17 protein-coding genes and 1 other RNA gene are annotated in these 19,568 nt (G+C 51.6%); 9 read left to right on the top strand and 9 right to left on the bottom strand.

Translation table 11 applies throughout. The features are described from left to right. Positions 1–48: 48 nt before the first annotated feature. Positions 49–558 (bottom strand): peptide deformylase, encoded by a 510-nt coding sequence (gene def / locus O4H49_RS12415; protein WP_269423756.1) that lies wholly within the window; start codon positions 556–558, stop codon positions 49–51. 234 nt (positions 559–792) lie between these two features. On the opposite strand from def, the gene rmuC reads away from it, so the two are divergent. Further along, on the top strand, positions 793–2,310 hold the full coding sequence (rmuC, locus tag O4H49_RS12410; protein ID WP_269423755.1) for a DNA recombination protein RmuC: 1,518 nt from the start codon (positions 793–795) through the stop codon (positions 2,308–2,310). Between the two features lie 84 nt (positions 2,311–2,394). On the opposite strand, the gene O4H49_RS12405 is transcribed toward rmuC, so the two are convergent. The 6 genes from O4H49_RS12405 to ffs form a co-directional block, all read right to left on the bottom strand. After that, on the bottom strand, positions 2,395–3,840 hold the full coding sequence (locus O4H49_RS12405) for a DUF4139 domain-containing protein (protein WP_269423754.1): 1,446 nt from the start codon (positions 3,838–3,840) through the stop codon (positions 2,395–2,397). A gap of 93 nt (positions 3,841–3,933) precedes the next feature. Beyond that, complete coding sequence (locus O4H49_RS12400) at positions 3,934–4,392, bottom strand: hypothetical protein (protein ID WP_269423753.1); 459 nt, start codon at positions 4,390–4,392, stop codon at positions 3,934–3,936. Between the two features lie 207 nt (positions 4,393–4,599). Then, positions 4,600–5,196 carry a recombination mediator RecR gene (gene recR, locus O4H49_RS12395; protein WP_269423752.1) on the bottom strand — a complete coding sequence of 199 codons (597 nt, stop codon included), beginning with the start codon at positions 5,194–5,196 and terminating at the stop codon, positions 4,600–4,602. Positions 5,197–5,209: 13 nt separating this feature from the next. Next, complete coding sequence (locus tag O4H49_RS12390) at positions 5,210–5,533, bottom strand: YbaB/EbfC family nucleoid-associated protein (RefSeq protein ID WP_020590871.1); 324 nt, start codon at positions 5,531–5,533, stop codon at positions 5,210–5,212. Beyond that, entirely contained in the window at positions 5,533–7,452 is a 1,920-nt protein-coding gene (locus O4H49_RS12385; protein ID WP_269423751.1) for a DNA polymerase III subunit gamma/tau, read from the bottom strand. The genes O4H49_RS12390 and O4H49_RS12385 overlap by 1 nt, the downstream gene beginning before the upstream one ends. A gap of 152 nt (positions 7,453–7,604) precedes the next feature. After that, positions 7,605–7,702, bottom strand: an RNA gene (gene ffs / locus O4H49_RS12380) — signal recognition particle sRNA small type. 150 nt (positions 7,703–7,852) lie between these two features. Between ffs and nudC the strand changes: the two genes are divergently transcribed. Beyond that, positions 7,853–8,761, top strand: coding sequence for an NAD(+) diphosphatase (nudC, locus tag O4H49_RS12375; protein ID WP_269423750.1), 909 nt, complete (start codon positions 7,853–7,855; stop codon positions 8,759–8,761). An 86-nt stretch (positions 8,762–8,847) separates the two neighbouring features. On the opposite strand, the gene O4H49_RS12370 is transcribed toward nudC, so the two are convergent. Together O4H49_RS12370 and O4H49_RS12365 are read right to left on the bottom strand one after the other, a co-directional pair. Next, positions 8,848–9,708, bottom strand: a complete 861-nt coding sequence (locus O4H49_RS12370; protein WP_269423749.1) for a prephenate dehydratase — start codon at positions 9,706–9,708, stop codon at positions 8,848–8,850. A 105-nt stretch (positions 9,709–9,813) separates the two neighbouring features. Further along, positions 9,814–10,569 (bottom strand): 3-deoxy-manno-octulosonate cytidylyltransferase, encoded by a 756-nt coding sequence (locus O4H49_RS12365; protein WP_269423748.1) that lies wholly within the window; start codon positions 10,567–10,569, stop codon positions 9,814–9,816. Positions 10,570–10,857: 288 nt separating this feature from the next. Between O4H49_RS12365 and O4H49_RS12360 the strand changes: the two genes are divergently transcribed. The 7 genes from O4H49_RS12360 to O4H49_RS12330 all read left to right on the top strand — a co-directional run bounded on the left by O4H49_RS12360 (position 10,858) and on the right by O4H49_RS12330 (position 19,440). Further along, the gene (locus O4H49_RS12360; protein WP_269423747.1) at positions 10,858–11,400 is read left to right on the top strand and encodes a c-type cytochrome; all 543 of its coding nucleotides are present in this window, start codon (positions 10,858–10,860) and stop codon (positions 11,398–11,400) included. Positions 11,401–11,510: 110 nt separating this feature from the next. Continuing rightward, the gene (hisN, locus tag O4H49_RS12355) at positions 11,511–12,308 is read left to right on the top strand and encodes a histidinol-phosphatase (protein WP_269423746.1); all 798 of its coding nucleotides are present in this window, start codon (positions 11,511–11,513) and stop codon (positions 12,306–12,308) included. A 163-nt stretch (positions 12,309–12,471) separates the two neighbouring features. After that, on the top strand, positions 12,472–14,571 hold the full coding sequence (locus O4H49_RS12350) for an extracellular solute-binding protein (protein ID WP_269423745.1): 2,100 nt from the start codon (positions 12,472–12,474) through the stop codon (positions 14,569–14,571). 1 nt (position 14,572) lies between these two features. After that, positions 14,573–15,670: a microcin C ABC transporter permease YejB gene (locus O4H49_RS12345; protein WP_269423744.1), complete on the top strand. Its 1,098-nt coding sequence runs from the start codon at positions 14,573–14,575 to the stop codon at positions 15,668–15,670. 2 nt (positions 15,671–15,672) lie between these two features. After that, entirely contained in the window at positions 15,673–16,740 is a 1,068-nt protein-coding gene (locus O4H49_RS12340) for an ABC transporter permease (protein WP_269423743.1), read from the top strand. Continuing rightward, positions 16,737–18,398 (top strand): ABC transporter ATP-binding protein, encoded by a 1,662-nt coding sequence (locus tag O4H49_RS12335; RefSeq protein WP_269423742.1) that lies wholly within the window; start codon positions 16,737–16,739, stop codon positions 18,396–18,398. Before O4H49_RS12340 ends, O4H49_RS12335 begins: the two co-directional genes overlap by 4 nt. A 112-nt stretch (positions 18,399–18,510) precedes the next feature. Next, entirely contained in the window at positions 18,511–19,440 is a 930-nt protein-coding gene (locus O4H49_RS12330; protein ID WP_269423741.1) for a 2-hydroxyacid dehydrogenase, read from the top strand. Positions 19,441–19,568: the final 128 nt, after the last annotated feature.

Here is a 19,568-nt window from a genome sequence, read left to right as displayed (position 1 = left end):
CAAGCAGAAACCTCCTCGGCTACCAACAGCTTAGAGGCCCGGAAACTGCTATTGATTTGCGGTCAGTTTCTTGAGTTTTTTCATGATCATACCGCGTTTTAATTTCGAGATATGGTCGATAAAAAGTACCCCGTTCAGGTGATCGATTTCGTGCTGGATACAGGTTGCAAGCAAATCGGTTGCTTCCAGCTCCTGCCTTTTACCCTCTCGATCCAGGTAAGAGATCCGGACAGCAGCCGGACGCTCGACTTCTGCATACTGCTCCGGCAAGGAAAGACAGCCCTCCTGGTAGGCAGAATACTCTTCAGATTCCCAGATGATTTCAGGGTTTGCCATACAGTAGGGGCGCTTTTCTTCCTTGTCATCGCTGACATCCACAACGATCACCCGCTTGGTTACCCCGATCTGACAGGCTGCCAGTCCAATTCCCGGCGCCTTGTACATGGTCTCCAGCATATCATCCATAAGAGTGCGAATGCCGTCATCCACCGCATCAACGGGGTCACAGACCTTCTTCAACACAGGATCAGGTGCGATGACGATCTCACGAATAGTCATGATTACTCACTGTATAAATAAAATTAAACCGCAGGCTTCACTGGCTCTCGAACAGGGATCGAGCAGCAGCATCAACAACCATTGCTCTTTAGGTATTGCCTTGGCGCAAGAAGGTCAAGGCAAAGCCATTCTTTAGAACAAAGCGTGATCGTGTTACTGACGACAGATCATCTTACATGCTAGAGTACAAAGCGACTCGCAGTCCCGCTATCATTTTACCATCCAGGGCACCCAATGGATCTCACGACTCTTCTGCTCGGCGGCCTTGTTGGCCTGACCATTACAGCTTTAATCAGCCTCGTTTTTATTCTGAAAAACCGCTCGACCATTTCCGAGCTCCAGACAGAAAACCGCTCCCTGACCAAACGCCAGGATGAACTCTTGCTGGAACGGATACAGCAAGCCGAACTCTTCACAAAACTTGCCGATGACCGGGAGGAACTCCGCGAAACCCTGACAGATGTGGCCTCTCGTGCCGCAGCAGAGGAACAGAAAGCCACCAGAATCCCCGAACTTCTGGAAAAACAGCAGCAGCTTGAAACAGAACTGGCGAACAAGCGGGAAATCATTGCCCGGCTGGAAAATCGGGATGCCGAGTCTCGAACAACCCTGCAAAAAGAGCGGGAAGCCCAGACAGAGAAACTGCAGATACTTGATGAAGCCCGGCAAAAACTGACCGAACAGTTTGAAAATCTTGCCAACCGTATCCTGGAGGAGAAATCCCGCAAGTTTACCGAGCAAAACAAGCAGGGTCTCGAAGTCCTGCTCAATCCGCTGAAGGAAAACATTGTCAGTTTTCAAAAGAAGGTCGAGGAAACCTACGACAAGGAATCAAAGGAACGTTTTTCTCTCCACCGGGAGGTCGAACGTCTCGCCCAACTCAACAAACAGGTCAGCGAGGACACGCATAATCTCACCCGCGCCCTGAAAGGCCAAAGCCAGACACAAGGGGCCTGGGGTGAGATGATCCTGGAAATGGTTCTGGAAAAATCCGGCCTGACAAAAGGACGGGAATACTCCGTCCAGCAATCCATGCATAATGAAGAAGGCAAGCGCTATCGACCCGATGTGGTCGTCCATATGCCAAATGGCAAGGATATCGTCATTGATTCCAAAGTGTCCCTGACAGCCTATGAACGTTTACACTCTGCGGATGACGATACCCAGTCCACAACATATCTTGCGGAACACATCGTCTCGATTCAGAACCATGTCCGGGATCTTTCAAGAAAATCCTATCACGAGCTCGATGGTATACGTTCGCTGGATTACGTTTTGCTCTTCATGCCAATAGAAGGAGCCTTCAGTATCGCCGTGCAACAACAACCGGATCTGGTCGGGCAGGCTCTGGAAAAGAATGTGGTCATTGTTACTCCTTCGACCTTGCTCCTGGCCTTGCGCACGGTTGAAAACATCTGGCGTTACGAAGATCAGAACCAGAATGCCCAGAAAATCGCCAACAGTGCAGGCAAACTCTATGACAAATTCGTCGGCTTTGCAGAAGACCTGAACAAAGTTGGTGATTTTATCGGCAAGGCCCAGAAAAGTCATGGCGACGCACTGAACAAGCTTAAAGACGGTACAGGGAACATCCTTCGACGCGTAGACCAATTACAAAAAATGGGTGCTAAAACCAGTAAATCTCTACCTGCAAACCTGACAGAGTTTTTAGAAGGTGATACCGACGAAACAGATGATATCGCAGACAGTAACAAGGATCATTTGAGTCTTCTATCGCACGAGGACACCTGAGCCTTATTTTTCACCAAGAACACAAAAGCCCCTTTCCGGTGATATCAGAAAGGGGCTTTGATTTTAACCGCAGCAGCTTTTCTGCTATTCGTGCGAAACTCTCAATTTGTAGTCAAATTTGCTTTTTCCTTCAGCCGGAACCTCAATCGACCAAACCACCTTTCGGGCGCTCTCGGTCTTATGCTTGGCACTTTCTTCCAGAATTTTCCAATTCCCCGGCAGTTGTCCGATCACATCGACCACAACAGCTTCTTTACCACTGTTGCTCAGGCTGATCTCCTGACTGAGTTGGTAGCTGTTACGGGAAAGCTGCTCATAGGAGGTTTGCTTGGCCTGGCCGCTTACCTGGTTTGCAGAACCGATCAGCAGTTCGAAATCCTCACCTACCGGCACGGCTGGCAGGAGATCCTCCCCCATAAAAATGGCAGCAGCCTTGTCAGTGCCTTTCTGATAAACCCGTAAGGTTCCTGCAGGCAGTGCCTGTCCCAAACCTTTGTCCTTGGCATTCTTGGTTTTCAGGACAATCTCGGCTTGCTGTCTCCCACTGTCATCCTGACCATTATAGGGCATGATCAACCCCTGGAAACGGAAACGTCGCTCGACCTCTACCGAAGAATTTTCCAGCAGACTGATCTGTTTGCTTTCATTGCCACCGATATCAATTTTACCCGGAACCGAATAGACATCACGGTCGGCAACAGACTGGCGTTCGGGCATAGCAACATCAGATTCCATCGCCATGGACGCCATGGGCATCCCCCCCTTTTGCATCATGTCATAACGGGGGGCACTGACTCTGTTCACATCACCGGCAACCAGCCGGACATCAGCCTGTTTAAAGTCGACTCCCGTCTGGTTTGTCAGAGTGGCCATAGCCGTAAGCTGAAGACGATCTCCTGCTGGCGCCAGCTCTGCGACATAGGTAACTCCCCATTCCAGTCCTGTGGTCAGATAGGTTAGAGACAGATCCTGATCCCCGGCCTTGTTGCTTTCGACAACAGCGAGTAAAGCAGGTTCCGAGCGCAATCCTTCAGGAATGGCATCATAAACCAGACGTCCGGGAACCGTGGTTTCAATGCGATCCCCTATCTTCAGAACCAACCCTTCCCTCACGGCAAGAACCTGCGCTAATTCACTGGTTTCTTCGCCTGTTTCCGGGTTGGTCTTAACAACAGTAACCGTTTTCCCCAAAGACGCTTCAAGAAGACGCTGGGGGGAAAGAACTTCCCGATCCAGCCTTTGTTCCCGTACCCGGATGTCCTGGCCGCCCAGAAACAGGCTATCGAGCAGTAAATATGGGCTGACATCTGCCAAAGCTAGGGTGGAAGGTCCCTTTTCCAGTGTCCCCCGACGGATCTGACTGACTTGACCAAGGTTACCGCTATAGAAAACCAGTTCTGTCTGTTGACTGTTTTCAGCCGAAATCGATATTTCCGCTGCTGCAACCATTGAAACACTGCTCAAACCAAGCATCAGAGCTGTCGCCGAGACAAGGCATCTTTTGCTGAAGCCTTTTGAAAGTTCACTCATATTCATTCCCCGTGTTTCAACATTTCTTTGCGCAGGATCCTGACAGGAAAATTGGTTCAAAAGATGACCTGAATGCGCCACAAGCTTGCCTGCCTATTTCACGCGATAGTTCTGTGCGAACTGCAACAGCTCTTCTCTATTTTTTCGAGTGGCACCGCACTCATAACCAGAAAAGAGCCCACGGGAATCTCCCTGTAAAAACAGCCAACAGTCTTCTCCCTCATCGTTTTTCACATCTACAAAGAGGAATTTCCCATATTTATTCTCAATTTCTTCGACTTCGTCTTCTTTGATTGCTATGGCAGATGTTTCAAACATTCTCCAGTCTGACATCACCTCGCCAAATTCCCGAGGTCCCGGAACTTCACGGTAATAATAGCCGTGTCCTGCCTTTGCCAGGAAAATTCCTCCTGTTGGCCATGACCACTGTTCCTGATAAGAGCCGTTATAGGAAATCTTGCGGGCAAGAAGATCAGAGTGCGCTGGGGCATCCCATTGCAACAGGGCTTCGTGATAGGGAATGCCTTCCCAATCGCTCCAGCTATCACTCATCGTTTTACAAGCTGTGAGAAAAGCCAGGGATAAAAGTAAAACAGAAGATGCGATTTTAGACATAACCCCTCACAAACACAGAACGACAAGAAGACGGTCTCTAACACTCATAGGAAGAATAATTTCCTCATGCAATCTAAATCAGGTGTCATTCAAATCAGAAACAATGGTAAGGGAAAACCGCCTTTATGGATAAAACAATAGGGGTTAACGGGTAGAGCGTCGCGACTTCAGGGCTGCTGTCAGTGTGCCGTCATCCAGATAATCCAGACTGCCCCCGACAGGGACACCATGAGCCAGCTTGGAAATTTCCACCTCATGCCCTGCAAGGCATTCACTCAGATAATGCACCGTGGTCTGGCCGTCTACTGTCGCACTGAGAGCCAGAATGATTTCCTGAACCTGCTCAGAAGAAGCACGATCCAGCAGGCTATTAATATTCAATTGGGCCGGACCACGTCCATCCAGCGCCGAAAGAGTCCCGCCCAAGACATGATAGCGTCCCTTGAAAGCACCGCTGCGTTCCAGCGCCCAGAGGTCTCCCACATCTTCGACAACACATATCTTGCTGTCATCCCGGTTGGGATGCTGACAAATGCCGCAAGGATTTTCAGAATCGAGATTTCCGCAAATCGTACAGTTCGTGATGCTTGACGCGGCCTCCATCATGGCCTTGGCCAAAGGCAGCATCAAACTTTCCCGCTTTTTCATCAGATGCAGAACCACCCGCCTCGCCGAGCGCGGACCGAGCCCGGGAAGGCGGGAAAGCAGTTGTGCCAGGCGATCTATCTCGCTCTTTGCCATGAAGCAATCAGACCTAGAAAGGCAGCTTCATACCGGCAGGAAGATTAAGTCCCCCGGTGACATCCTGCATTCTTTCCTGGGTTGTTGTCTCTACCTTGGTCTTGGCGTCGTTTACCGCAGCCATGATCAGGTCTTCCAGGACTTCGACATCATCCGGGTTGATCAGGGAAGGATCAATCTTTACCGAACGGAGTTCATGTTTGCCACTCATAACCACCTTGACCATGCCGGCTCCAGAAGAGCCTTCAATTTCCAAAGCAGTAAGGGCTTCCTGCATTTCAGCCATTTTGCTCTGCATCTGCTGAGCCTGTTTCATCAATCCGGCAAGGTTTTTCATCAGATATTATCTCCACTATTAAGTCGACGGACCAACTCGCTATCATCGAGATCGGGATCTCCCATATCCGGGTCAGCCATTGGATCCATCAGTATCTGTTCTTCTATGCCTTCTACTACAAAGTTGTCTGGCATCAAGCCTTTTCGGCTAATTAATTTACTCCCCGGGAAAAGCCGAAGAGCCGCCTTAACCAGCGCGTCCTCCATCGCCTTTTCATCCAGCTCCTGATTGATCTGCTTTTCCTGGACCCGGATGGTTTCGACGCCTTCGCGCGAAGATTCGGTGACCTTCCAGTCCTTGCCAGTCCACTCTTTCAAATGCCGCTGGATTTGGGCAGAAAGATCACGTGGCGCATGATCCGTAGGCTTGTAGTTGATTTCACCCGGAGCAAAGCGGATGAGATGCACATCATTTGCCAGATAGGCAGACAGAATACGTTGTCCCTGATCTCGCGCCAGCTCAATCACTTCGCGGAAGGTCTGGGGAGCGGCAAACGGTTCATCCTGCTCCATTCCTGCAGATCTCAGCGCCGTATTATCGACCACCAGAGCAGGGCGAGAGGATTGTACCTGCTCACCTGAAAGATCTTCGGTCTGCGCCAAGGCAACAGCCGTTACACCACCAGATCGGGACACACCTTGTCCCACCCCGGAAGTCATATTTCGATATGTTGTATCGCCTGAAACATTTCGGACGTCACCAGCAGGGGCGTTACCCGCTGGCGCGTCCTGGAGCTTTTTTATCAGGTCCCCCGGGGTTGGCAATGTACTGGCATAGGCCAGACGGATCAGAACCATCTCGGCAGCCTGCAGGGGATGCGGTGCGGTCTGGATCTCTCCCAGTCCCTTCAGCAACATTTGCCACACACGGGCCAGCAACGGCATGGTCAGCCTGCTGCACATTTCCCCGCCACGGACCCGTTCCGCTTCGGGTGTTCCAGGAGATTCCAGTGTTTTTGGCACCAGCTTGGCCCGGGTCAGAAGATGGCAGAGCTCCAGCAGATCTTTCATGACCACGACCGGCTCTGTCCCGCCATGGTACAGATCACTCAGAATTTCCAGTGCCGCGGCACTGTCTCCGCGCAGCAGAACGTCGAGAAGATCAAAAATCCGGGTACGATCCGCAAGTCCAAGCATATGGCGTACAGGTTCGGTCTCGATTGCGCGACCGCCGCCAAGGGCGATGGCCTGGTCAAGCAGAGACAAACCATCTCTTGCCGAGCCGTCAGCAGCCCGCGCCAACAGCCCCAGAGCCTCTTCCTCAAAAGTAATCTCTTCGCTCTTCATCACCTTGGAAAAAAGTGCAATCAGTTCTTCGTGCTCCAGACGGCGCAGATCAAATCTCTGGCAGCGCGAAAGGACTGTCACAGGCACCTTGCGGATTTCTGTCGTGGCAAAAATGAAGACAACATGCTCGGGAGGTTCTTCCAGAGTCTTTAACAACGCGTTGAAAGCGCTGTTGGACAACATGTGCACCTCATCGATGATATAAACTTTTTTGCGCGCTGAAACCGGGCGGTACCGAACACTCTCGATCAGTTCTCGTATATCCCCCACACCGGTACGGCTGGCGGCATCCATTTCCATGACATCAACATGACGGTCCTGGGCAATCGAGACACAGCTTTCGCAGACACCGCAGGGATCTGCTGTCGGTTCTCCCTTGCCGTCTGCTCCGATACAGTTAAGTGCCTTGGCAATAATCCGGGCAGAGGTCGTCTTTCCGACCCCCCGCACACCGGTCAAGACAAAGGCATGGGCCAGTCGCCCACTTTCGAGGGCGTTCGTAATGGTCTGGACCAGTGCCACCTGCCCAAAAAGATCACGAAAAGATGTAGGACGATACTTACGCGCCAGCACCTGATAGGCAGTAGCGGATTCGCCCTTTTGAATTGGCTTGTTTGTGGAATTATCGGTCATGCAGTTGCTGATTTTCTCCTGTTTCGTCTCACTTTACCCCATTGCGGCAACAAGGCAAACGCTGTGAAAAGAGAAGCAGGAAAGAGAAATTTTGGCATAAAAAAACGAGCCATAAGCCCGTTACTTCAATTCATTAGGTAGTCATCGATATAAGTGAGAGGCTGAACTACGACCCGCAGCTAACTCGTTACGGCTGCTTCCTTCCGGACCTGACCGGGTTGGCGAGCGCCACGCCCGTAGCCAACCTCTCGCCCCTTATATCGGACTTCTCTGGCCAGAAGGCAACCCCTTTTACTGCATTTATTCACCAGATTATTCAGCAAAAATCTGCCAGGTTATATTCTCAAAATATTTTCAGGTGGATATTTACAGAACCTCCTCTCTGGGTCACCCTCTGGCCATGAGCGGAAAATTACATATCTACACCACTGAAAAACTGGATCGGGCAGCCCACCTGCGCGTGCTCCCCGAACAGCTACAGGGATATCGTAGCGCCCCGAACAGTCTGGTCACGACGGTCTGGGGGCATCGCGGACTTTTTGTATCTGAAACGGCACCTGTCCCCCTGTTTCTTTCTGCCCTGGATGCCAGCGAGATATTTGAAATCGCTGAGGAGATCATCTTTCTTGGCCTGAAGGATGAACAACCGATTCTTGGCGCCATCCTGCCTCAATCAGAAAGCCCTCCCCCCCTCAGGAAGGGGGTCTTCCTTGATATACGCGACCACTGGAGTTTTCTCGACCCGGACGATGCTGCCATCATGTCCTATGCCAGAGGACTCGCCCATTGGCACCGCCAACACCGTTTTTGCGGCTCTTGTGGCAATCCAACCAGATCCGTCGAAGCCGGGCATGTTCGTCATTGTACAGGCGAAAGCTGCGGGCGTATGCACTTTCCCCGAACGGATCCCGCGGTCATCATGCGTGTGACAGATGGCGACTGGTGCCTGCTTGCCCGCAACGCTGGCTGGCGTCCCGGGGGGCATTCGGTTTTGGCAGGCTTTCTCGAGATCGGCGAAAGCCTTGAACAAACGGTAATCCGGGAAGTCAGGGAAGAGGTTGGCATTCACGTCCGCAACGTCAAATACCACTCTTCACAACCCTGGCCTTTTCCCGCATCCCTGATGGTCGGCTTTACCGCTGAAGGCAACCGCCACGACCCGCTCGTGCTCGACCCGAAAGAGATTGAATCCGCCCGCTGGTTCCACCGGGATGAACTCAAGGCATCCCCTGAAAACGACAGCTTTAACCTGCCCCGCAAGGATTCGATCTCACGGGTGTTGGTTGAAGACTGGCTCGCCGAAAAATAACTCCTGTAAGATCCCGCAAGAAGGACACAAAAAAAGCCGAATCCTTTTGGGATCGGCTTTTTTTGTTCAGCAATAAGCAGGAAAACTTATTCCGCGGCCATTCCGCGATCACGGAAAGAGTTTGCGGGATAGACACCAAGGATTTTGACTTCCTTGGAAAAGAAACTCAACTCTTCCAAAGCCAAACGCACCAGACGTGCATTGGGATGCCCCTCGATGTCGGCATAAAATTGCGCAACGGAGAAACTGCCATCCGTAATATAGCTCTCGAGTTTGGTAATGTTCACACCATTGGTCGCGAAGCCCCCAAGAGCTTTGTATAGAGCAGCAGGAACAGACCGCACCCTGAATACAAAGGTGGTCATGACCTTTGTTTTTGCAGGATCAGGATCAATTGGATCTTTGGACATGATCAGGAACCGCGTGGTGTTGTCCTCGGCATCACTGATTTCGCTGTTCAGCGTATCCAAGCCATAAATCTTGCCTGCAAGGGACGTAGCAATCGCCCCGATTTCAGGATCATTCCATTTGGCGACCTGTTGCGCAGCACCCGCCGTATCCGCAGCGACAACAGGCTCGATATTGTGGGCGCGCAAAAATTTTCGACACTGCGCCAGTGCATGCACATGACTGTGGACCTGCTTCAATCCCGCAAGGGACGCCCCCTTTGGCGCCAACAGCCGATGCTCGATCTTCTCGTAATGCTCACCGATGATATGCAGCCCGGATTCAGGCATCAGGTGATGATTGTCAGCCACCCGTCCCGCACTGGAATTCTCAATCGGAATCATCGCCAGACGCGCCTTGCCTTCATGTACCGCTGCAAAGGTATCTTCAAAAGAGTAACAGGGCAGTGATTCCATCTCGGGAAACACGGCATGACATGCGAGGTCAGAGTTTGCTCCTTTGGCACCTTGAAAGGCGATAATATGATCGACGTCTGTCATGGGAGTCAGGCCTTATCCTAGTAAATTATTACAGATCATTTAGGGTCAAAAATTGTGTTGATACTCATTTGAGCGAACCGCAGAGTCCCCTTGTATCGCAGTGGATTATACTGAAAGAAGCTGACGGGCCCGCTCAAGATCCGCAGGAGTATCAACGCCCAGCGGGACAGTGTCAACGAGAGCAATATCAATCCGCATACCTGCTTCCAGTGCCCGCAATTGTTCCAACTTTTCCCGTTTTTCAAGAGGGGATGCTGGCATCGCTACAAAATGCTCCAGCGCCTGTCGCCGATAGGCATAAAGCCCGATGTGGTGGTAGAGCGGCTTGGTAACATCCCCGTCATCCCAGGGGGCAGTACTGCGGCTGAAATAGAGGGCCCGGGCAACCTTCTGCCCCGCTTCAAAACCAGCGACAGCTTTCACAACATTCGGATTGTGCCGTTCTTCCTCGTCCCGGATCTCGACTGCAAGGGTGGCAATATCCACCTCCGGATTGTTAAGAACTTCAAAGGCAGTCCGGATCAGGTGTGGCTCAACCGTCGGCAGGTCGCCCTGAACATTGACCACTGCATCGTGGTTACCCTTGGGATCAAACAGCTGCAATGCCTCGTGGATCCGGTCAGACCCTGATGGATGTGCCGGGTCGGTCAGAACTGCCTTGCCTCCGAATTTCTCCACGGCTTCGGCAATCTCCTGCTCCGCACAGGCCACGACAACCGGGCCAAGTCCGGCTTCAACAGCGCGCTTGTAACACTGCACAATCATCGGCAAGCCACAGATATCCGCCAAAGGCTTGTTGGGTAAACGCGAAGAAGCCATCCGCGCTGGGATCAGAACTACAGGATTAAGCGGCAAGGACATCGGAAGCCTCAAATTTTGACTGCATTATGATATACCTCCCCCGGATATACGTTCCTGACAATTCAAACAGAGCTGATGTCAGGATATTGCCTGGAGGGTGACTGGCATCAGGCCATAGCACATTTGACCATTTTTCAACAACCAAAGTGATTTCCGGATGATTTCTGCAAGAAAAAACGTAAAGATACCGGGTAAACTTGCCAAAAATCAATTCCAGCTATTGAACGCAAGGCCTGAGAGCGGTATTGTCGGGCCGAAATTTACAATAAGCCCAAAGGGTCAGGAAGAATGTCTCTTGAGAACAACAAGATCTTTGCCTCAGTCCTAACTGCCGGCATTCTCTTAATGGCTTCTGGTTTCGCAGCCAAATCTCTCTACCACCCGAAGGACCTGGAAGAGAACGCCTTTAAGATTGAAGTTTCTGACAGTGGTGTCGAAGTCGCCTCTGCTGGAGCCGAGGAACCTTCTATCGAGCCTATCAGCGCCCTTTTGGCGACTGCAGACGTCGCGGCGGGTGAATCAGGTTTCAAGAAATGTGCTTCCTGTCATACCATTGAAAGTGGTGGATCCAACAAGGTTGGGCCAGCTCTCTGGGACATCGTGGGTCGTGGACGTGCTGCGGTTGACGGTTTCAGTTACTCCGATGCTCTACAGGGCATGAGCAGTGAAGCCTGGGATTATGAAGCGCTGAACGAGTTTCTTGCCAAGCCAAAAGATTATGCACCAGGCACAAAAATGGGCTTTGCTGGTCTCAAGAAAGTCGAAGACCGGGCAAACCTTATTGCCTATATGCGGATGCAGAGCGACAGCCCCGCAGCCTTGCCGCAATAATCTCCTCGATTCTGCCTTGGACATAAGATTGGGAAAAGGCGACCTCCGGGTCGCCTTTTCTACGTCAGAAGCCTTTTACAATTGCCTCCTCCTGAAACGGAATCCAGACGATGGTCACAGATTTTAATTGCCCTGCGGAATATACCGAACTGGGCGAACAGCTTTGCGATGCAGCACGATCCATCATTCTGGAGTACTTCCGCAGCCCGTTGACCGTCGAAGGTAAAAGCGACGCTTCGCCTGTAACCATCGCCGACCGATCAGCCGAAACCGCAATGCGCGAAATGATCAACAAACATTATCCTGATCACGGGATCATTGGCGAAGAACACGGAAGCGAAAAGCAGGACGCGGAATTTGTCTGGGTTCTCGACCCCATTGACGGCACCAAAAGTTTTATTTCAGGCCACGCTATCTTTGGCACCCTCGTTGCTCTGTTGCGGAACAATCAACCTGTAATGGGTATCCTCTCCATGCCAGTGATCAATGAACGCTGGATCGGGGCTGCGGGGCAAGCCACACTGTTTCGTGATCACCGGGGTACCAATGAAGTTCGCGTGCGGGAATGTTCGGGTTTGGCCCAGGCGACACTTGCGACAACCTCTCCCTTACTGTTCAAACAGGACCAGTTTCCCAAATATGATGCCGCGCGAGCCAGGGCAAAAATGAACCTGTTTGGCGGCGACTGTTATAACTATGGCCTGGTCGCCAGCGGCTCCATTGATCTGACCATCGAAGCAGGTATGGGCGTCTACGACTATCTGGCCCAGGTTCCCATACTTACAGGTGCAGGTGGCATCATGAGTGACTGGGAAGGAAAACCTCTGGGCATGCATTCCGACGGCAAGGTCATTACCTCGGGGGATCACAGATTACACCAGGAAGTCCTCGAACTATTTAACGGCTGATCCGGTTTTATTAACCATTTTTCATCACAAGACTGCGAGACTGACCTTTCTGCTGACCAGAGAGGAATCCAGCTCTTGCCCGTCTTGGCAAAAGCCCTCAAACTGGTTCTGCTGGGGATCTATTCCTTGCCACTTTCAAGACTCCGGGGGTTTTGTCGAGAAGATGCGTAGTTTCATTCTGGTCAGCTTTGTCCTTGGCGCATTTCTGCCGCTGTCTGTTTTGGCCGAAACAACTCAAAAATCTCATGGAATAGCCATTCATGGAGAGCCCGGTTACCCGGCGGACTTCACTCATTTTAACTACGTCAATCCCGCTGCCCCCAAAGGCGGAGAACTGCGTCTTGCCAGCGAGGGAACATTCGACAGTTTCAACCCCTATATAATCAAAGGGGTTGCCGGACCCGGTTTCCAGCCTGAAGCACTTTTAACTGCCAGTGCAGATGAAGCGGCCAGTGAATACGGCCTGATTGCAGAATCACTTGAATGGCCGGAAAACCGGGCATGGGTGACCTTCACGCTCCGACCCGAGGCCCGTTGGCACGACGGAAAACCGATAACTGCCGAGGATGTGATCTTCTCGCTGGAAACAATCTCCACCAAAGCAGATCCTTATGTCCAGAATGCTTTTGCTATTATCAAAAGCGTCGAAAAAATTGGCCCCCGCCAGGTCAAGTTCTACTCGGCAGAGATCGGCAACAGAGAGTTCCCTATTACAGCCGGTTCCCTGCCGATACTCGCCAAACATTACTGGGAAGGCCGGGACTTTGCCAAGAGTACTCTTGAGCCTCCGTTGCAAAGCGGCCCCTACCGGATCAAGGATTTCGAAGCAGGGCGTTACGTCGTACAGGAACGGGTAAAAGACTACTGGGGCAAGGACCTGCCAGTGAACAAAGGCCAGGATAATTTCGATATTATCCGGACAACCTATTATCAGGATGACGACGTCATCAAGCTGGCGATCAAGTCTGGAGAGATTGATTACAGAAACGAACGTTCCTCCAGTGCCTGGGCCCAGGATTACGATGTCCCTGCAATCACCAAGGGCTGGTTGAAAAAAGAATCCATTCCACACAAAAGACCACAGGGGATTCAGGGATTTTTTCTCAACACCCGCCGGGAAATATTCAAAGACCCCAAGGTGCGTGAAGCCTTGGGCTATGTTTATGACTTCGAATGGAGCAACAAAGCGCTTTCCTTTGGACTCTTGACCCGTTCAACTAACTTTTTTGGCAATTCTGAACTCGCCTCGACAGGTCTCCCCGAAGGCAGGGAACTGGAGATACTTGAACAGCATAGAGACCGTCTTCCCGAGCGTCTTTTTATCGAACCATTTACAATCCCCAAAACTGACGGCATGGGCTGGCCACGAGACAACTTCCGCAAAGCCTTTACCCTGCTGGAAGAAGCCGGTTGGGTCGTCCAGGATCTCAAACTGGTCAATGCCCAGACCGGGGAACAGATGACTTTTGAAATGCTGCTGGCCTCAAAAGGGATGGAACGTACAGTTCTCCCTTTCGTCAACAATCTGCGGCAGCTCGGGATTGACGTTCGCACACGGCTGGTCGACCAGTCACAATACTATAACCGTATTAGCGATTTCGATTTTGATATTGTTATTATAAAACTCTCTGCCAGTATTTCACCCGGAACAGAACAACGGGGTTTCTGGACCAGTGAAACCGCAGATCGTAAAGGCAGTGGCAATTTTGCCGGCATTAATGACCCTGTCATAGATGATCTTGTCGAACGTGTCGTCAATGCCAAAGATCGGGAAGACCTGGTCGCCAGTGTCAGAGCACTGGATCGCGCTTTACTTTGGGGTTTTTATGTCATTCCCCAGTTTCATACTGAAGATGACCGCGTTCTCTATTGGAACAAGTTCTCCCGCCCCGAAGTTACGCCCTGGCGCGGGACCAGCACATCCTACTGGTGGTTCGATCAGGAAAAAGCAGAGACCCTTGCCGCAAACATCGCCAGGAACCGCCTTTCAGAAGAAAATAAAGGCGAGACCGAAACCACTGTGCCAGAGACCAGCAACGAACCATTCTTTAACCCGGCTATTGTTGATGCTTTCCTCGCCGGCCTGGAAAAGCTCGGACTCCCGCCAGAAAAAACGCGGCGTTTTTTCACCTTTCAGCTTTTCACCGACCCCGAAGCCTTTTTTCAAAAAGACAACTGGCGTCCCTATACCTTAACAGCAACTCTGCTGCTCTTGCTCCTGTTGGTGCGCCGCAGACGGCGCAACAAAGTAGAGGAGAACTAGAATGCTGGCCTATATCATTCGCCGTCTGCTCCTGATGATCCCTACGCTGTTTGGCATCATGATCATCAATTTTGCCATTATCCAGCTCGCCCCTGGTGGTCCGGTGGAACAGGTCCTGTCTAAGCTCAGCGGTCAGGGCTCGGAGATTTCCGAAAGAATCACCCAAAACAGAGACGACCTTGGAAGCTCAGTCGGAAGCCAGGTATCAACCAACAGTCGCTATAAGGGCGCACAGGGGCTGGACCCAGATCTCATAAAAGAACTCGAAGCACAGTTTGGCCTCGACAAACCGCTTCATGAACAGTTTCTGCTCATGATGGGAAACTATCTTACCTTTGATTTTGGCGAGAGTTTTTTCAGAGACAGAAAGGTGGTTGACCTTGTTCTGGACAAGATGCCCGTTTCAATCTCGCTGGGGCTCTGGACCACCCTGCTGGTGTATCTGATTTCGATCCCGCTTGGTATCCGCAAAGCGGTTCGTGACGGCTCGTCTTTTGATGTCTGGACCAGCAGCATTGTTATCGTCGGCTATGCCATTCCCGGGTTTATTTTTGCAGTGTTGCTGCTTGTTCTTTTTGCTGGCGGCAGTTATCTCACCATTCTTCCCCTCAGCGGTCTGACATCAGAAAACTGGAACGATCTTCCCCCTCTGGAAAAGGTACTGGATTACCTTGAGCACATCATTTTGCCCGTTACAGCAATGGTTATTGGCGGTTTTGCCAGTCTGACCATGCTGACAAAAAATTCGTTTCTCGACCAGATCGGACAACAGTACGTCGTGACGGCCAGATCCAAGGGACTGACAGAGAAACGTATCCTTTACGGCCATGTTTTTCGCAACGCCATGCTGATTGTGATCGCGGCCTTTCCTGCCAGCTTTATCGGCGTTCTCTTTACCGGATCAGTGCTGATCGAAGTGATTTTCTCACTTGATGGCTTGGGCAAACTTGGCTTCGAGGCTGTCTTTAACCGAGACTATCCCATTATGTTCGGAACACTTTACTTTTTCACTCTTGTGGGACTGTTGATGAACATCATTGGCGATGTCACTTACATGCTGGTTGATCCCCGGATCGATTTCGAAAGCCGGGAGGTCTGAAGATGATATCCGATCACACAACCTTCCTCGGTATGGAAACCGGCCCGATGGGCAAAAAAAGGCTGAAGAATTTCACCAAAAACCGCCGTGGTTACTGGTCTTTCTGGATTTTCATTCTCCTGTTCGGTCTGAGCCTCTGCGCTGAAATTCTTGCCAACGACAAGCCGCTTCTCATTATTTATGATGGCAAGCCCTATTTCCCTATTGTTCAGGCCCTGCCGGAAACCACTTTTGGCGGCGAGTTTGAAACTGAAGCCAACTACCGTGACCCTTTCGTTGACAAACTGATAACTGACAAAGGCTGGATGATCTGGCCGCCCATTCGCTACAATTACCAGACCGTTGCCTATGACCTGTCTGCCCCTGCCCCAACGCCCCCAGACTTCGATCACTGGCTCGGAACAGATGACCAGGCAAGAGATGTGGTCGCACGGTTGATCTATGGGATGCGGGTTTCGATTATTTTTGGTTTACTCCTGACAGCAATCAGTGCCGTTGTTGGTGTTACCGCCGGAGCAATTCAAGGCTATTTTGGGGGCAAACTGGATCTGATTGCCCAACGGTTCATTGAAATCTGGGGTGGATTACCGACGCTGTATATCCTGATCATTGTCAGCTCTGTGCTTGTCCCCAGTTTTTGGACTCTTCTTGGTATTCTAATGCTCTTCAGCTGGATCGGTTTTGTTGGTGTGGTGCGCGCCGAATTTCTCAAGGTACGCAATTTCGATTATATTCGCTCTGCCAAAGCGCTTGGCGTCAGTGATTTTGTGATCATGTATCGCCATGTCCTGCCGAATGCCATGGTCGCAACCCTGACCTTTCTGCCTTTCACCCTCACCGCCTCCATTACGGCCTTGACCTCACTCGATTTTCTCGGGCTCGGCCTTCCCGTTGGCTCAGCTTCCCTCGGTGAATTGCTCGCCCAGGGAAAAGCAAACCTTCAGGCACCCTGGCTTGGGGCAACGGCCTTTATTTCTTTGGCGGTAATGCTCAGCCTGCTGGTCTTTATTGGTGAAGCCGTCCGCGATGCCTTTGATCCCCGAAAACTTTTTAATGGAGGTCGATCATGACAGTCTTGGTCGATCACTCGGCACAGGAAGAAACACCGCTGCTGGATATCACCAGCCTTTCCACCCAGTTTCGTGGTGAAGGTGGAACCGTCGACGCGGTCGCTGGCATTACCTACAAGATCAGGGAAGGAGAAACTGTCGCCCTGGTCGGCGAATCCGGTTCTGGAAAATCCGTCAGCGCGCTTTCCATTCTCCAGCTCTTGCCTTATCCCCTAGCGCACCATCCCCAGGGGAGCTCTGTCAAGTTTCGCGGAACCGAGTTGATCGGCGCCGATGAGAAGGTCTTGCGTGATATCCGTGGCAACAAGATCTCGATCATCTTCCAGGAGCCCATGACATCGCTCAACCCTCTGCATACGGTTGAGAAACAGATCAACGAAGTCCTGCTGGTTCACAAAGGACTGGATGCCAAAGCAGCCCGAAAACGAACTCTGGAATTATTGACTCTTGTCGGGATCAAAGAGCCAGAGAAACGCCTCAGGTCCTACCCCCACGAACTCTCCGGCGGACAACGCCAGCGGGTGATGATTGCCATGGCTCTGGCAAACGAACCGGACCTTCTGATCGCAGATGAACCGACAACAGCCCTCGACGTTACCATTCAGGCCCAGATTCTGGACCTGCTGAAAGATCTTCAGAAAAAACTGGGTATGTCGATCCTCCTGATCACTCACGATCTGGGCATTGTCCGCAAAATGGCAGATTACGTTTGTGTCATGACCAAGGGACAGATTGTCGAGAAGGGCACGCCCGAAACCATCTTCACCCAGGCCCAGCATCCCTATACCAAACACCTGCTTGCTGCAGAGCCCAAAGGCAACCCTTCTTCAGCAGATCCAGATGCGCCAGAGATTATGGCCTGCGATAATATCCGGGTCTATTTCCCCGTCAAACGCGGTGTACTTCGTCGAACCGTAGATCATATCAAAGCGGTCGATGGTATCTCGTTAAAAATCAGACAGGGGCATACCATCGGCATCGTCGGGGAGTCCGGTTCGGGAAAGACAACACTCGGCCTCGCCCTGCTGCGGCTGATTTCCAGCCGGGGAGACATTCGCTTCAACGGCAAGGTCATCAACAATATCAGCGGCCGCAAACTGCGCACTTTACGCCAGGAAATGCAGATTGTCTTTCAGGATCCCTATGGCTCGCTCAGCCCCCGACTCTCGATTGGACAGATTATCGAAGAAGGGCTTAAGGTTCACGGGCTGGGAGGCAGCAAAAGCAATCGGGAAGTGATGATTATTGAGGCACTGCGAGAGGTCGGCCTTGACCCCGAAAGTCGTCATCGCTACCCCCATGAATTTTCAGGTGGTCAACGGCAACGTATCGCCATTGCCCGCGCCATGGTGCTCAAGCCCAGTTTCCTGGTGCTGGACGAACCTACATCCGCACTGGATATGTCGGTTCAGGCCCAGATCGTAGATCTGCTTCGTGCTTTACAGAAAACGCACAACCTGACTTATCTGTTTATCAGTCACGATCTCAAGGTCGTGCGAACCCTGGCCGATGATGTCATTGTCATGCGGGATGGACAGGCCGTCGAAATCGGTACTGCACAGCAGATCTTTGATAATCCGCAAACACCCTATACCCAGGCGCTGATCAAGGCTGCCTTTGATCTGAAAACCGTTCACCTTGAAGCCGTAAACAGTTGATTTTTCCCGATGCAACGAAAGTTCATCCCCAAAATAAACCCGTGTTACAGTTGCATGGTCTCTGTCTGATCCCCTAAACTGATTTGGTCTTCTTCCTGTTCAGGCTGAACTAATGGCATTGCTTTTCATTTCCGATCTGGATCGTATTACCTCTTGGCGCGAGCATCTCGAACGCGAGATACCCGATCTTGATCTGCGACTATTGCCCGACATCGGCAACCCGGAAGATATCGAATATGCGCTGGTCTGGCAGCCGCCAGCAGGCTTGCTCAAGACTCTGCCTAATCTCAAGGTCATCTTCTCTATCGGCGCCGGGATAGATCACCTCGCATCTGACCCTGAACTCCCCCTTCAGATCCCGGTCATACGTATGGTTGATCCGGCCCTGACCTCGGGCATGACCGAGTATGTGGTGATGAACGTGCTCAATCACCACAAGGGCATGCGGGTCTATCAGCAGCAGCAGGGCAAGAAAGAATGGATCCCCCATATTCCTCCCGCCGCCTGGGATCGTCGGGTTGGTATTATGGGTATGGGCGTACTCGGATCAGACGCTGCTGAAAAACTGAGCTATCTGGGGTTTGATGTTTCCGGCTGGAGCCGAAGCAAGCGGGAGCGTCCGGGGATCAAGACATTCGCCGGGAAAGATCAGCTTCCTGCCTTTCTTAAAAACACGGAAATTCTCGTCTGCCTTCTGCCTCTGACCGAAGAAACGGCCGATATCCTCAATCGAGATCTGTTCAATCAGCTTCCCAAAGGGGCCAGTGTCATCAATGCGGCGCGGGGTCGGCATATGGTCGAGGAAGACCTGGTCGCGGCTCTCGACAGTGGACAATTGTCCGAGGCGACCCTCGATGTCTATCGCCACGAGCCACTGGATCAGGATCATATCTTCTGGAATCATCCAAAAATAACCGTCACGCCTCATGCAGCCAGTTTCACCCAGCCAGTCTCCGGATCGCGTATTATTGCCGAAGGGATCAAAAGGCATAAAAAGGGCGAGAAACTGCTAAACAGTGTGGATATGAAACGCGGTTATTGAGGCTCTTCCGCCAATCGGATCATCAAATCTCGACAGCGTAGCGTCCGGATCTAAAGCCTTTTGCTTTTAATCTGAGACATATCCAGCAGCCTTGAAGAAATTCCAGCATTCGGAAGGATCGTAGAGAT

It is taken from the genome of Kiloniella laminariae (assembly GCF_027214005.1).
In the GTDB taxonomy this organism is placed as follows: Bacteria; Pseudomonadota; Alphaproteobacteria; order Kiloniellales; family Kiloniellaceae; genus Kiloniella; species Kiloniella laminariae_A.
This window is presented reverse-complemented; position numbering and strand designations above follow the sequence as displayed.

Excerpts from the sequence above, each read along its gene's own strand:
- O4H49_RS12400 (WP_269423753.1), bottom strand. The coding sequence starts at position 4,392 with ATGAGTGATAGCTGGAGCGATTGGGAAGGCATTCCCTATCACGAAGCC.
- rmuC (WP_269423755.1), top strand. The coding sequence starts at position 793 with ATGGATCTCACGACTCTTCTGCTCGGCGGCCTTGTTGGCCTGACCATT.
- O4H49_RS12365 (WP_269423748.1), bottom strand. The coding sequence starts at position 10,569 with ATGTCCTTGCCGCTTAATCCTGTAGTTCTGATCCCAGCGCGGATGGCT.
- nudC (WP_269423750.1), top strand. The coding sequence starts at position 7,853 with ATGAGCGGAAAATTACATATCTACACCACTGAAAAACTGGATCGGGCA.
- O4H49_RS12390 (WP_020590871.1), bottom strand. The coding sequence starts at position 5,533 with ATGAAAAACCTTGCCGGATTGATGAAACAGGCTCAGCAGATGCAGAGC.
- O4H49_RS12360 (WP_269423747.1), top strand. The coding sequence starts at position 10,858 with ATGTCTCTTGAGAACAACAAGATCTTTGCCTCAGTCCTAACTGCCGGC.
- O4H49_RS12335 (WP_269423742.1), top strand. The coding sequence starts at position 16,737 with ATGACAGTCTTGGTCGATCACTCGGCACAGGAAGAAACACCGCTGCTG.
- hisN (WP_269423746.1), top strand. The coding sequence starts at position 11,511 with ATGGTCACAGATTTTAATTGCCCTGCGGAATATACCGAACTGGGCGAA.
- O4H49_RS12345 (WP_269423744.1), top strand. The coding sequence starts at position 14,573 with ATGCTGGCCTATATCATTCGCCGTCTGCTCCTGATGATCCCTACGCTG.
- O4H49_RS12370 (WP_269423749.1), bottom strand. The coding sequence starts at position 9,708 with ATGACAGACGTCGATCATATTATCGCCTTTCAAGGTGCCAAAGGAGCA.
- O4H49_RS12340 (WP_269423743.1), top strand. The coding sequence starts at position 15,673 with ATGATATCCGATCACACAACCTTCCTCGGTATGGAAACCGGCCCGATG.
- O4H49_RS12330 (WP_269423741.1), top strand. The coding sequence starts at position 18,511 with ATGGCATTGCTTTTCATTTCCGATCTGGATCGTATTACCTCTTGGCGC.
- def (WP_269423756.1), bottom strand. The coding sequence starts at position 558 with ATGACTATTCGTGAGATCGTCATCGCACCTGATCCTGTGTTGAAGAAG.
- recR (WP_269423752.1), bottom strand. The coding sequence starts at position 5,196 with ATGGCAAAGAGCGAGATAGATCGCCTGGCACAACTGCTTTCCCGCCTT.
- O4H49_RS12385 (WP_269423751.1), bottom strand. The coding sequence starts at position 7,452 with ATGACCGATAATTCCACAAACAAGCCAATTCAAAAGGGCGAATCCGCT.
- O4H49_RS12405 (WP_269423754.1), bottom strand. The coding sequence starts at position 3,840 with ATGAGTGAACTTTCAAAAGGCTTCAGCAAAAGATGCCTTGTCTCGGCG.
- O4H49_RS12350 (WP_269423745.1), top strand. The coding sequence starts at position 12,472 with ATGCGTAGTTTCATTCTGGTCAGCTTTGTCCTTGGCGCATTTCTGCCG.